General features: G+C 34.6%; 14 protein-coding genes. 1 reads left to right on the forward strand and 13 read right to left on the reverse strand.

The window, feature by feature from the left end; translation table 11 throughout:
• Positions 1–147 precede the first annotated feature (147 nt).
• From JNUCC72_RS03380 to rsmH, 13 genes are all read right to left on the reverse strand, one after another.
• A complete protein-coding gene (locus JNUCC72_RS03380; RefSeq protein WP_454142897.1) occupies positions 148–837 on the reverse strand; it encodes a DivIVA domain-containing protein in 690 nt (229 codons plus the stop codon).
• Between the two features lie 7 nt (positions 838–844).
• A complete protein-coding gene (locus tag JNUCC72_RS03385; protein WP_454142899.1) occupies positions 845–1,675 on the reverse strand; it encodes a YlmH family RNA-binding protein in 831 nt (276 codons plus the stop codon).
• Positions 1,675–1,965 carry a YggT family protein gene (locus JNUCC72_RS03390; RefSeq protein ID WP_454142901.1) on the reverse strand — a complete coding sequence of 97 codons (291 nt, stop codon included), beginning with the start codon at positions 1,963–1,965 and terminating at the stop codon, positions 1,675–1,677. The genes JNUCC72_RS03385 and JNUCC72_RS03390 overlap by 1 nt, the downstream gene beginning before the upstream one ends.
• On the reverse strand, positions 1,965–2,396 hold the full coding sequence (locus JNUCC72_RS03395; protein ID WP_056974918.1) for a cell division protein SepF: 432 nt from the start codon (positions 2,394–2,396) through the stop codon (positions 1,965–1,967). Before JNUCC72_RS03395 ends, JNUCC72_RS03390 begins: the two co-directional genes overlap by 1 nt.
• 35 nt (positions 2,397–2,431) lie before the next feature.
• Positions 2,432–3,790 (reverse strand): cell division protein FtsZ, encoded by a 1,359-nt coding sequence (gene ftsZ, locus JNUCC72_RS03400; protein WP_454142903.1) that lies wholly within the window; start codon positions 3,788–3,790, stop codon positions 2,432–2,434.
• 20 nt (positions 3,791–3,810) lie between these two features.
• Entirely contained in the window at positions 3,811–5,211 is a 1,401-nt protein-coding gene (ftsA, locus tag JNUCC72_RS03405) for a cell division protein FtsA (RefSeq protein WP_454142905.1), read from the reverse strand.
• 78 nt (positions 5,212–5,289) lie between these two features.
• Entirely contained in the window at positions 5,290–6,165 is an 876-nt protein-coding gene (locus JNUCC72_RS03410; RefSeq protein WP_454142907.1) for a cell division protein FtsQ/DivIB, read from the reverse strand.
• 29 nt (positions 6,166–6,194) lie between these two features.
• Positions 6,195–7,295, reverse strand: coding sequence for an undecaprenyldiphospho-muramoylpentapeptide beta-N-acetylglucosaminyltransferase (murG, locus tag JNUCC72_RS03415; protein WP_454142909.1), 1,101 nt, complete (start codon positions 7,293–7,295; stop codon positions 6,195–6,197).
• Positions 7,296–8,669 carry a UDP-N-acetylmuramoyl-L-alanine--D-glutamate ligase gene (gene murD, locus JNUCC72_RS03420; protein ID WP_454144708.1) on the reverse strand — a complete coding sequence of 458 codons (1,374 nt, stop codon included), beginning with the start codon at positions 8,667–8,669 and terminating at the stop codon, positions 7,296–7,298. It lies immediately after the preceding gene.
• A complete protein-coding gene (gene mraY / locus JNUCC72_RS03425) occupies positions 8,670–9,638 on the reverse strand; it encodes a phospho-N-acetylmuramoyl-pentapeptide-transferase (protein ID WP_454142911.1) in 969 nt (322 codons plus the stop codon).
• A 20-nt stretch (positions 9,639–9,658) separates the two neighbouring features.
• Entirely contained in the window at positions 9,659–11,827 is a 2,169-nt protein-coding gene (locus tag JNUCC72_RS03430) for a penicillin-binding protein (protein ID WP_454142913.1), read from the reverse strand.
• A complete protein-coding gene (gene ftsL / locus JNUCC72_RS03435; protein ID WP_454142915.1) occupies positions 11,824–12,210 on the reverse strand; it encodes a cell division protein FtsL in 387 nt (128 codons plus the stop codon). Before ftsL ends, JNUCC72_RS03430 begins: the two co-directional genes overlap by 4 nt.
• 21 nt (positions 12,211–12,231) lie before the next feature.
• Positions 12,232–13,185, reverse strand: a complete 954-nt coding sequence (gene rsmH, locus JNUCC72_RS03440) for a 16S rRNA (cytosine(1402)-N(4))-methyltransferase RsmH (RefSeq protein WP_454142917.1) — start codon at positions 13,183–13,185, stop codon at positions 12,232–12,234.
• Between the two features lie 620 nt (positions 13,186–13,805).
• Here rsmH and JNUCC72_RS03445 point away from each other — a divergent pair.
• Complete coding sequence (locus JNUCC72_RS03445; RefSeq protein WP_454142919.1) at positions 13,806–13,919, forward strand: DUF4044 domain-containing protein; 114 nt, start codon at positions 13,806–13,808, stop codon at positions 13,917–13,919.
• The last annotated feature ends 6 nt before the right edge of the window (positions 13,920–13,925 follow it).

The following is a 13,925-nucleotide window of genomic DNA, read 5'->3' on the forward strand; positions in this document are numbered from 1 at the left end:
GAAAATCTCATGCCACTTAATTGATATGTATCGTATATCTGTACGCTAAAATGTTACAAACAGCTGATGGACTCTTTAAATCTTTGATTGTTGGACTTTCACCATCACCAACTCGCTTTGCTCGATTCTAAGCCGCTACTGTTCATTTTAGTTGTGTTTCTTATAATCATCAGGAAATACGATTACAGGACCGTCATCGTTCAACTGTTGTGTAGGCGCATCTTCTGATGGTTGATTAGTATGTTCAGATTGTACCCCTTGATTATCATCTGTGTCAAGGTCATTTACCGAAATAGGCTCTTCATCGTTATTTGCTGGATAAATACGTTGACGACCAAAGTATCTATCCAAAAAGTATTGCCAGTCATCACTTTGAAACTCTTCAAGTTGCGTCTGCAACAACTGTCCGTAATTTTGACGTGTTTCAAGTATTCTTTGTTTAAGTAATTCATAATCGTTACTTAATGACTTAATTTTTGATTTTGCTTGTGCTTCTTGTTGTTGCAACCTTTGACTAGTTTCTTCTTTTAGTGATTCAACGTATTGTTTAGCCTCGGAAACAAGCTTATTAGAGTCTGCTTGTGCTTGGTTCTTGATTTGTGTTGCTACTTCTTGCGCACTAATAATAGAGTCATTTAAAGAATTCTTTTTGTGGTCATATTCATCAAGTTGTTGATGCATGATTTGGCGTTCCTGCTTCAACTGCTCAACCTCTTTCAGTAAATCGCCATAATCAACGATAACTTGATCTAAAAACTCGTCTACTTGATCAGGATCATAACCCCACATTTTTCTTTGGAAATCTTTTTCATGAATATCTTTTGGTGTTAACTTCATTTATTTTCTATCCCCTTTTCTTGGTCCTCCATAATTTAATCATTAAGCGATGCTTCCCACGTTTCGTTTCGCCACTTTCACCAATAAATTGGAATCGGCCAAAATGACGAACACTAATATAATCATTCAACGCTACTGACTGCGAAAGTTGTTTAGTTGTCAACGGCACCCAATTACGCTTAACCGCGGATGATTCGACTAGTTGTTTCACAGAAGAGCGACTTTGATTCGTAGCTGAAGCGATTAAATTATCAATTCTTTTTGAGGTTGTTAGAATTGAAACTTCTTCATAACTTTGCTCAGGTATAACAACATCTTTTAATGGTACACTTATTAGTTTGATTTTTACCTTGAAAATTGAATTTAATTCTTGTTTCACGTAGTTTGCTATCGTTTGATCGACGAAAAACTGCCAAACACTACCTTGATTAATAATATCGCCAAACAAGTGAAATTCAACCCCTAATTGGTGAAGTGCTGCATATATTTTACTATGAGACAATTCATTAAATTTGCTATTATAGCTAATTTCAAGTGCGCTTATCTCAAATGAAGCATCATCAATAAAAGTCCGCTCATCGCTGAATAGCAATGCCCTTTTTCGCTCTGCTTCTTCCTCAGAATTTTCATATCCGCCAAAGAAACTAACATGGCATGACGATTTTGAAATTTGCAACAGCTGATTTAAAATAAACTGTTCTCTTAGTGTTAAAAAAGGTGTGAGAACTTCGCCACTATATGAAAAGTGAGTTTGATTAATCAAACCCACTAAATAGTTTATTGTTTTATGTTCATTTGCTTCAAAAAAGCCATAAAAGCTACTTGCTTGTAATTTCATTAACCTAATAACCTTACGATTAATAAAAAGAAGTTAGGCAGAATATAGTTTTGTGCCAAGTATAGTAAAAACAAACCAATAACTGGTGCAAAACTGATACCACCAATTGCTGGAACAAATCGTTCGATAGCACCAATATAAGGATCTACTACTTTACCAAGCAAACGACCAGCAGCACCATTTTTCAGAGCCGGAACCCAACTCAAAAGTGCATCTACCACAATAAGAATGGAATAAATATACAGTACAAATTTTATTATTTGATAAAGAAAAATAATAAAACTAGCCATTAATCTAAGTCATCCTTATTTTGTTCCATCATTTTTGTGATTTTACCATCGATTTCAAATTTAGGAGGAGTAGCTAGAAAAATTTTGTCGCCAACACGTTCAATTTTACCGTTTAATGAGTAAACTGTACCTGTTAAAAAGTCAACAACTCTTTTTGCTTGGTCGTCTTCCATTCTTGAAAAGTTAATAATGCATGCACCATTGTTCAAAACTTGTTCTGCTACATTTTTAGCATCTGAATAAACTCTAGGTTCGAACAAGAAGATCTTGTTTGAAGGTTTTTTATCAGAATTCAAAGGGACTACATTGTCTCTTTTAGTATTGTTAGTTTCGTTTTGATGGTAATCATTTTCTTTTTCATAATCATAAGTTTCTTGTTCAATATCTTCGTCTCCAAAACCAAAGAATTTTTCAAATTTTTCAAAAGCCATAATGATTCCTCCTAAATATTTTCAATCATAATTTATTAAAATTTGTTTTTACGGCGTCTAAAGAATGGTGGTAAGTTATTATCATCATCTTGATGTGTTTCAATATCAGTATTCACTGTATTATCTTGTTTTTCAGTTCTAAAGCTTCCAAAAGGATCACTTTCTTTATCATCGTCTAGATGAACATCGAAAGATTTTGGTTCTTGACTTTCTTTCCAATCAGATGTCGGATCAAAAGTACTTCTTTCTTTATTTTCTTCGTGTCCTGTGTCAAAAGTGAATTCTTTTTTAGGTGCAGGTTTCACTTCAGCTTCAGTTTCTTTTTGCAATTCTTGTTGTGAATATGCGGCATGAGTTTCTGATTGGCTATTTGAGCTTTGAGTTGGTTGTGGACGGGTATTTAGTGATTCTTTCGTCATAGAAGGCTTAACACTATCGCCGTTTTCAATACCTGTAGCAATTACAGTTACCACAACTTCATCGCCTAGGCTTTCATTGATTGATGTACCGAAGATAATGTTGATATCATCACCAGCTGACTGGCTCACAATACTTGAAGCATCTTGTGCTTCAAATAAGGTTAAGTCAGGACCACCTGTAATGTTTAACAACACTTGTTTAGCTCCATCAATTGAAACTTCAAGTAATGGAGATGAGATAGCTTTCTTAGTTGCTTCTACTGTACGGTTTTCTCCTGTTGCATATCCAATTCCCATTAAAGCAGAGCCTTGGTTTTGCATAACAGTTTTAACATCAGCAAAGTCCAAGTTAACATAGTCAGTTGATGTAATTAGGTCTGAAATTCCTTGAACACCTTGGCGTAAGACATTATCTGCTTCTTTGAATGCTTCGAGCATTGGTGTCTTTTTATCAACGATTTCAAGTAGTCGATTATTAGCAATAATTACCAAAGTATCAACAAATTCTTTCATGTTTGAAATACCTTGGGCAGCGTTTTTGCTTCTCTTTGGTCCTTCAAATAAGAAAGGTCTTGTCACAACTCCAACAGTTAAAGCACCTGTTTCTTTAGCAATTTTAGCAACAACTGGTGCAGCTCCTGTACCAGTTCCGCCTCCCATTCCTGCTGTTACAAAAATCATGTCAGCGCCTTTTAATTCATCTTCAATAGCTTGGGCACTTTCTTCAGCAGCGCTTTCTCCAACTTCTGGATTAGAACCGGCACCAAGTCCACGTGTCAATTTAGGTCCTAATTGAATTTTAGTTTCAGCTTTTGAACTTTCTAATGCTTGAACATCAGTATTTGCAACGATGAATTGTACGCCTTGTACATCTTCATCAATCATTCGGTTAACTGCATTTCCTCCAGCACCCCCGACACCAATCACCTTGATGATGGCGTTATTTGTATCTTGTGAATCAAATGAAAAATCCATAAAATATGTGCCTCCAATTATTAGTCAAAAAATTTACTCCAGAAATTTTTGAGTCTTTGTTTTCCTTGCTTAGGTTGTTTCTTGTTTGAATTCTGTTGTTTAGATGAAGAATTATTTTCTGATGACTGATCAGAATTATTATTTACTTGCTCTTGTTCATCGTTAGAATTGCTAGAAGAGTTAGGTTTATTGAACTTACTAAATAAGTTATTATTTCTTTTATCAGAATTTGCACTAACACCTTTATTATCTATATTAACACTAATTAGGTGATTAATTAAACGGTCAATGTCCTTTATTTGAGACATATAATGAATAATGCCATAGACGTTTGTATATTCCGGATGTCTCATACCCATTTGATCTGGACTATAGATACGCGTTTGAATGCCATAAAAGTTTTGAACAAATTCTTCTAGCCCTGCTAGTTCAGCACTTCCACCCGATATAACAATTCCGCCAGGAGCTTCTAGCAAATCGTTTCGGTATAAAGCTGAACCCACGTTATCTAAAATCTGATCGACACGCGCACTGATAATTTGAGATAAATATCTTTCATCTACAATATCGAGATTTTTTTGACCAATCTTTTCGACTGAAAAAGTATCTTCAGGACGAGTTTGTGATTCCATCGCATTACCAAAATCAACTTTTATTTGTTCTGCTGAATTCTTAGAAGTGTTCAAAACAACTGCAATATCATTTGTAATATCGCTACCTGCTTCTAAATCTACGAACGCATATCGCAATTGATTATGTTGGATAACAGAAGCGGTTGTTTGTCCGCCACCAATATCCAAAAGAATTGTGCCGAATTCTTTTTCATCATCAGTTAAAGCTACAGATGAAAAAGCAAGTGGTGCTGCCACAAAACTTTGACTTTGGTAACCCGCCGTCTCTATCGCCTTTTTCAAATTATGCATCAAATATTTAGGTGCCGTCATCATTGTTCCTTTGACAGTAAGGACTTGTCCCATCATACGTCGTGGATCGCCGACATTACCTAATCCGTTAACCTTAAAATATAAAGGCGTAAAGCTAACGACAGCTCTATCTGTTTCAAGATGCAGTTGAAAAGCTTGATTTAAAGCACGTTCAACGTCTTGATTATCAATTTCTCTAGCTTCTTGGTCAATTTGGTATTCTGTTTCAATAACTTTCAACTGAAGCATATTAGCAGGAATAGCGGTAACTACCTGCTTGACATTGTGTGTTCCAGCTTTTTCTTCAACATTACTTAATACTTGTTTAATTGCTTCTGCTGTTTGATTAATATCAACAATATTGCCTTTATCTAGTCCCTGAGTTTTAACAGAGGAAACTCCAATGATACGAATATCATTAGAAGAAATATCAGCAATTGTTGCTTTGACATTTCTGGTTCCGATGTCTAAACCAACAACTAACTTTTGATTACTCAAAATTTATCCCCCTATACCTTAGCGTGGATGCTTAGTCTAAACTAAATTTTATCATAATTTAGAATTATTATGATACTGCTAAATCGAATTATTATAGTTTTTTTCTGTTTCATCAGATAATGGCTGTGCAAAATAGCCTACTTCTAAATCAATTAGGTATTTTTTGCTTTCAAGCTTTTCTTTCATCTTATCGTAATAGCTCATTTTATCAACAATTGTGTCTTGATTTCCTAACACAATATTATTGTCTTTCATTACCAACACGATTTGGTTTTGCTTAAGTCCATCTACTCTTACTTTAGCTAACTGTGATTTAATTTTATCTGGTAATTGATTAACTAGTTTAATAGTTTGAGAGAGTCTTTCTTGTTGATTATCTCCTTGAAAACCGTAGTAAATGGTATGGTCTTTGGGCTCTTTTATATACTCTGGAGAAATTCTACCATCTGAAACAATTCGTTGATAACCGTTAGCATTTTGAAAATAACCAATGACTTCTGCCGGAACAGCAGTCATTTGTAATTCATTATAATTTGTTATCTTTAAATCTAGTCTAGCAATAGATGGGTAAGTTTCATTAACCTTATGGCTTAATGTTCCCTGGTTAATGTAGGCAACTAACACTTTATCGTTTGGATTAAAAACAATTAGCTTTTCAAGTTCTTCTTTCGACACGATATTTTCAGAATTCACTTCAACTTTATTAACATTAGATATCGGTGACATGTAGTAAAGACTTGCTAGTATAACGACTATCGCAATTGTGAAAATTAATAGCAGCTTTTTAATTAAAGAACGTCTTCTTTGAACTTTTAACTGTGTTAATCGATGGCTTGCTTTTTCTGGTTTATTTTTAACATCTTGCTTTTTTTGATTGATCCAACCATCTAGTTCTTGTCTCGGATCTTTTTTTGTGAATTTCTTAGAGTTATCTTTCTTTTTATGACGTCCCATAATTAATCACCACCTTTTTTCACTTGATTTTATTTCGTAATATCGTGCATTAATTCAATTAATCTATCACTTGCATCATTAATACCATGTTTTTTAGCAGCCAATGACATTTTTTTAGCATAAGAAGCATCCAGTAAAATATGATCAATTGAGCTAACAAAGTTGTAATCATTCAAATCACTTTCAGCTAAAACAACTGCTGCCCCTGTTTTTTCTAAATCCTGTGCATTTTTAGTTTGATGATCATGCGTTACGTTAGGACTTGGAATCAAAATAGATGGTGTGCCAACGGCTGTTAATTCAGCTATTGTTGTTGCACCTGAACGTGAAACAACGGCTGTTATCTCTGGTAAAATCGCTGTCATATTATCAATGTATGGCATAATCACAATATTATCTTGAACATCTAATTGTTCTTTAGCTATTGTTTCTTTCACTTCATTATAGTAATGACGACCTGTCACAAACATGACTTGATAAGGCTTTTGATTCAAAACATCAAGCGTGTCTAAAACTTTGTCATTAATAGCTTTAGATCCTTGTGATCCACCAAAAACTAAAACAGTTGGGACATCGTTTTCTAAACCAAAGTCTGTCAACCGAGCAAATTCTGTCATTTCAGCAACTTCTTGTGAACGAGGATTACCTGTTTTGACTAGTTTTTTCTTTTGTGAGAATTGAGAAGCTGCACCGTCAAAAACATACGCTATCTTAGTTGCAAAATGGGATAAAAATTTATTAGTAATCCCCACAACTGAATTTTGTTCATGAATAATAGTAGGGACTTTGAGTCTTGAAGCAGCATAAACCACAGCGCCACTCACATACCCCCCGCTTCCAATCACAACATCAGGCTTGAAATCTTTAATTATTTTCTTTGCTTCGCGTACGCTCTTAAAGAAAAGATTCAATGTTTTAAAATTATCTAAAGTCAATTTACGCTTGAATCCCTGAATTTCTAATGACTTGAAGTCTATGCCTTCTTTTGGAACTAAGTCACTTTCTAATCCTCTTTGACTACCTACAAAAAGAACATCTTCTAATTCGCCGCGTTCTTTCATTCTTTTTATCAAAGCTAGCATTGGATAGATATGACCACCGGTTCCGCCACCAGTAACTAATACTCGCATTTAATTTACCACCAAACTCTTAACATATTTTATAAAACAATCGCCACGTTCTTCAAAACTCTTGAACTGATCCCAGCTTGCTGCAGCTGGTGAAAATAAAATAACTTCCCCAGGAGCACTCTTTTCAAATGCTAGCGGTACAGCTTGCTCTAAAGTATCAACGATACTAATATCAGACAACCCAGCTTGCTTAGCAGCTTTTGCCATTAATTCTTTGGTTTCACCATACAAAACAATCTTGCTGACATGTTCTTTTAACGCTGTAACCAAATCATCAAATTCAAATCCGCGATCTAATCCACCTGCTATCAATACTTCGGGCTTAGCAAATGAATTAATAGCAACTAATGCAGCTTCGATATTAGTAGCCTTTGAGTCATTATAAACTTTTCGGCCGTCAATTTCATCAACATATTGAAGTCGATGTTTAACCCCTGTAAAACTAGTTAAAGTTTTTTGAATAGCTGAGTTTTCGATACTCATTAACTTAGCTATTGCCACTGCAAAACTGATGTTTTGTAAGTTGTGTTGCCCAGGTAATTTGATTTCATCAATATCAATAACCGGTTCACCTCTGTACTGCAAACAATTATCTTCAATTGAAATTGCAGATTGTAACTTACCTTCCAAACTAATTGGTACTAGTGTCGCTTGACTACGTTCTTCTTCAATTTTTAAAATATCGGATTGATCTTGATTAACTAAAAGGAACTGTTCTGCAGATTGATTCTTAGTAATAGACAGTTTAGCATTTACGTAATTATCAAAGGTTTTATGATAATCCAAATGTGTTGGGTAAACATCAATAATTGCTGCAATATCAGGTTTAACTGATGGCATTCCCATCAATTGAAAACTTGATAGCTCTGTCACCAAAACATCATCTTCTGTTGCTTTTTGAACAATATCACAAACAGGTACACCAATATTTCCTACAGCATAAGCATGCCCTTTTTCAAGACCATTGTTTAACATATCCGCAACTAGTGTCGTTGTTGTCGTTTTACCGTTAGATCCTGTTATACCAATAATCTTAGCTTTACAAATAGAAAATCCTATTTCTGGTTCCGTGATAATTGTAATAGCTCGCTTTAATCCTTCTTCTACCATAGGATTATCATATGAAATTCCTGGGCTTTTCACGATAACTTCAAAGCCATAGTTATCATACCAATCAAGCGCTAACTCCCTCGAACGAATGTTTACACCTCTTGCTTGTAACTTTTTGGCATCAACATCATTCGATAAATCTTTTGATTCATTCAAAAAGACCTTACAACCTAAGTCTAACAAGACATTAGCAGCAGAGTAACCACTTTTACCCATGCCTAAAACTAAAACGGTTTTGTTTTTGTAATCTGCATTTTCCAAAATTTAAATTCCCCCAAAAATCAAATAACAAATTGAAGCAACTAGACCAACTGCCCAGAACAAACCATCAACTTGCCATTCATTCATACCTAGCATTTCAAAATGATGATGGATAGGCGACATTTTAAATAGTCTCTTACGAGTCATTTTGAAATAAGAAACTTGTAAAATCACACTTAATGTTTCCAAAACAAATACGATTCCGATGATTAGCAATGACCATGGACGATCTAATAAAATCGAGACTGTCGCTAAAATTCCACCTAATGCTAATGAGCCAACATCACCCATGAATATTTTAGCAGGTTTCTTGTTGAAGACCATAAACCCAATTAAAGCAGCAATTAAAGTCATAATAAAAATAAAGACACTTAAATTGTTTTGATTATAAGCAATAACAGCGTATGTACCAAAGGCGATAATACTCAAACCTGTTGCTAGCCCGTCTAGCCCATCAGAAAGATTCACCGCATTTGAAAAACCAACAATCCAAATTGTATAGAAAACAAATAGAACAACAAGTGATGAAACTGACCCAATGATTGGTAATTGTAAGTTAGGTAAAATTCCAGTAGATGTCGCAATAGTCAAACTAATGACCGCTGCTAAAACTTGTAATGCAAATTTTTGGTAGGCTTTTAATCCTAAATTTTGTTTTTTGAAAACTTTGATAAAGTCATCAAAAAATCCAATTAGACCGTAAACCAATAAAATCACGAGCAAAACATAAAAAGCACTCGTCACTGTATGAAATAGACTTAGATAAACAAAAGAAAAAACAGCCGTAACAACTAAGAAGACTAATCCCCCCATTGTCGGTGTTCCTGCTTTTTTCTCGTGCCATTTAGGCCCTTCTTCTCTAATTTGTTGTCCCTCTTTGTGTCTTCTTAAGTAACTGATATAAGATGGCATAATCACACACATACCTAAGATGGTAAGTATGATTAAGAAAGCCACACTAGCATTAAACATTTAAATCCCCAACCTATCTTTTATTTTAGTGTTACAGTTATTTGACCATTATCTGTTAAAGCTTGCCCTTTAGCGACTGATTGCGCTGTGACAGAACCATTTGAACTTTGACTATTAAAGTTAATCTTTTGTCCTGTAAGTGTTGCAAATTCATCAACAGTATCTTTATCCCATCCAGTCATGTCAGGCATTGTTAACGCACCATTAGTTAATAGCAACAATTTCTTAGACGTTGAAACCATTGTTGAAGGTTGTAAACTTTGACGAACAATTTGTTGACCATCACCTAATACAACAGGCGTAACATTAGCTGTCTTACTCAAGCTAGCAGCTTCCGCTATTGTCTTACCCGTGAAATCAGGAACACTTACGGAAGTGGGTGCTGTATTCGTTGAGCTCAATACACGTGTCATCAGTGGTTTGAAAACATTTGACATTATTGTTTCAGCAGCTGCCGTCATTTTCTGTGGTTGCTTAACAGTGATATACAAGGTGTATTTTGGATCATCAGCAGGTGCCATTCCAACAACTGAGAAAATATAGTTATTACTTCCAGTTAGGTAGCCTCCGCCATTAGGATTCGCAATTTGTGCGGTCCCTGTTTTAGCAGCAATATCAAATCCAGGAACTTTGTATGCTGTCCCTGTTCCATAATTTTGATAAACAACATCCTTCATAGCTGACAGAACTTGACTAGCTGTTTGTTCAGAAATAACGGGTTCACCAACATTTTGAACTTGGTATTGGCTACTGTTCTCGCCCGTATTAGGATTTGTAACGTGATCAATTATTTGTGGTTTAACCATTTGACCCTTGTTTGCAATTGCACTAAATGCTTGCATCATTTGAACAGCTGTTACATTAATACCTTGTCCAAAGGAATTAATCGCAAAATCTAAGTCTGTCTTGGATTGACGACTTCCGACAACCTCACCAGGTAGCGTAATACCAGTTTTTTGATTAATTTGAAATTTTTTCAGATAATCATTAAACACAGTACTTCCCATTTGCTGTTCAAGTTTGACCATTCCGACGTTACTTGACCTTGGAAAAGCTTGCGATAGTGGGATACTCCCCCAACCAGACCAGTTCCAGTCACGGATAACAGAACCATTCACATTAACTGCACCAGATTGATAATATTCATTTGGATTATACGTTCCATTTTGAATAGCCGCCGCTAATGTCAATATCTTCATAACAGAACCCGGCTCATATCCGTCTTCAACCAATGTATTACGCCACGAGTTGTTCAGATTATCTTTCGTTGTAGGATTAAAAGTAGGCCTTTGAGACGCCGCAAGAATTTTACCGGTTTTGGATTCCATCAAAATTGCATTCATTCCTAAAGGCTCATACTTGTTTTGTGTATCCGTTAATAGCTCTTCTAAGTAACTTTGAAGTCGGCTATCAATTGTCAAATGAACATCGCTTCCGTTGGATACTTTTTGAATTTCTTGTTGACTACCTGGCATTTCATATCCTCTTGCATCAACTAGTGCTTTTTTAACACCATCAATTCCTTTTAAAGTATCATTCATGAATTGTTCAATGCCCATGTTCCCCGTTAAATACTGACTGTTATTTTCATTCGTATTAAGTTGAGTTAAGCCAACAATATTAGAAGCAAAAATACCATTGGGATAAAGTCTTGACGGTGTTTCTGTAAAATTAATTCCCGGTAGTTGCAATTCTTCAATTTGCTTTTTCATTTGTAAAGATAGATTCATACCGGCTACACCAAAACTGACTTGAAATGCGTTTTTTGTGTTTAAATAATTAAGCAACTGTTCTTTTGAAGCGGGTAACACTTTACTTAATTTTTCAGCGGTTTCTTCTTTATTCACAACATATAGAGGTGTTTTTTTATCTATTGAAACTTGCGTTTCACTTAAAACTGCATAAATAGAATATAATCTTGAATCAGTCGCGATAACCTGATTATTGTTATCATAAATAGTTCCTCTATTTGCTTTTTCAGTCAACGTTCTATCATAGGCATTTTTAATCAATTGTCCTAAATTCTGACCGTCGACTTTTCCGACAGTTGTAATATAAACAAATCTTAACGCAAAAATGACGAAAACTAAAAAAACAACCAGCTCTAAAAAGATTCCCATAGCTCTACTGTATTTCTTAGCTTTCGTACTTTCTGTTGATGATTTGTTTTTATTAGGTTTCATGCTCATTTTTGAATATTCCTTATATTACCTTCAATTAATTGAAGTTGATTTTGTTGGGCAACACTAGCCAATTTTTGATTATTAGTTAGTTCACCGATATCTTGCTGTAAATCGATATTCTTATTTTGCGCCTGTGTGATTGAACTGTTCACACTTTGTAAGTGTTGCTGTGCTTGTGTACTGAGCACACTCGTAAAGACCAAAGCAATCATTGCAACAAAACCTGTGATTCCTAATCCTAGTAGCATCATTTTTTCGCTGGCAGTATGTTTTACTGACTGTTTTTTATTGGTTTGATTTGGCTGGCTTTGAGTTTTCATTTTGAAATTAGCAGGCTGTTTAGCACGATCATAATCATAGCTATGTTCTCTTAGTGGACTATCTGCCATAATATCCAATTCCTCTCCTTATTACATCTTTTCGGCAACACGTAACTTAGCACTGTGCGCACGATTATTACTTTGAAGTTCAGTTTCAGTTGCAGTAATCGGCTTTCGAGTCACTAGTTTTAATTCCGGCTTAAGATGATCAGGTATAATCGGCATATTGCCTGGAACATCAACTTCTGAGTGTTCTTTAAATATATTTTTAACAATGCGGTCCTCTAAAGAGTGGAACGATATTACACTAATCCTTCCACCTGGTTTAAGCAGTGAAATGGCATCTTCTAATGATTTTTCTAAGGCTTCGAGTTCGTGATTAACCGCAATTCTAATTGCTTGAAAGCTTTTCTTAGCTGGATGACCACCATGTCTTCTAGCAAAAGCTGGAATAGATTCCTTGATAATCTCGCTCAGTTGCGTTGTAGTTTCAATTGGCGCAATTTCTCTTTGCTTTTCGATATTTCTGGCAATGTTTTTAGCAAATTTTTCATCACCATAACGTCTTAAAATGCGATTTAAATCTTGAAACTTCCAAAAGTTAACAACTTGATAAGCATCTAATTCTTGTGTTTGATCCATTCTCATATCTAATCTAGCTTCATATCTGTAGCTGAAGCCTCTCTCAGGAATATCAAATTGAGGAGACGAAACACCTAAGTCATAGTAAATACCATCAACCTGCTCAACGCCTCTTTGATTAAGCTGTTCTTTAACATTTTCAAAATTAGAGTGAATCAAATTTAATTGAGACCCTTGTTCGTTGGTATCCACATCTAAATAATTGTCGTAAACCTGTTTAGCCTTGTCTAAAGCCATTAAATCTTGATCAAAGCCATACACTGATGCCTCTTGTATTTGCGATAATAAGTATTTAGTATGACCACCACCACCAAAAGTACAATCGACATAGATTCCCTTGTTTTTAGGCTTAAGTTGATCAATTGTTTCGTGTAATAATACTGTTGTGTGATTAAATGTCATAGTTTTTAATTCCAAATCTCTTTAGTTTAATTGAGTTTCATCTTTACATCAAATTAAAGTCACCAAATTTGTTTGCAAAAATACTCTCTAATACCTCAAATTTACCATAAATTAAGGCTTTAGACTAGTCGTTTTATACATTTGCTGTTACATTATATTGTTTCTTTAAAAAAATTTGTGAACTATAATCAAAACACTTATCAATAGTAAACAAATTATTGATAAAAATGACTGAAATCGACAAAATTTAGATAAAAAGACTTTCATATAAATGTTCCGATTGACGACCGCTGTATAAACAGCGTAAACGCATAGTGAAGCTGCCAACACGATTAAAATAATCGGCACAGCATGAATAAAATTGTTTTCAAATGATAAATTAATAGTTGCAGTCCAAGCAAAAACCGAAAAAATATCATAACCACTAAAATAATGATTGTTCTTTAACATCATTTCTGCAAAATACGAAACTATTAATCCTGTTACAATAATAATAAAAACCAAAAAAATTCTCCCCCCTCACTTTTTTATTTTTTGTTAGTTCTGTTCACTATTCTTGCAACGGATTGCAATTCATTATTTCATAAGTTACAATTTCAATTAATAAAGGAGTTTTTCATATGAATAAAAAAAAGAGTCCGTTCCAGAAAGTAACGATTGTTGTTGCTATTTTCATGGCATTGCTAATGTTAGCTGGAATAATTATTCCTATCTTTTCTCAAATTTTTAGATAGCATATA

The organism is Holzapfeliella sp. JNUCC 72 (assembly GCF_053668685.1).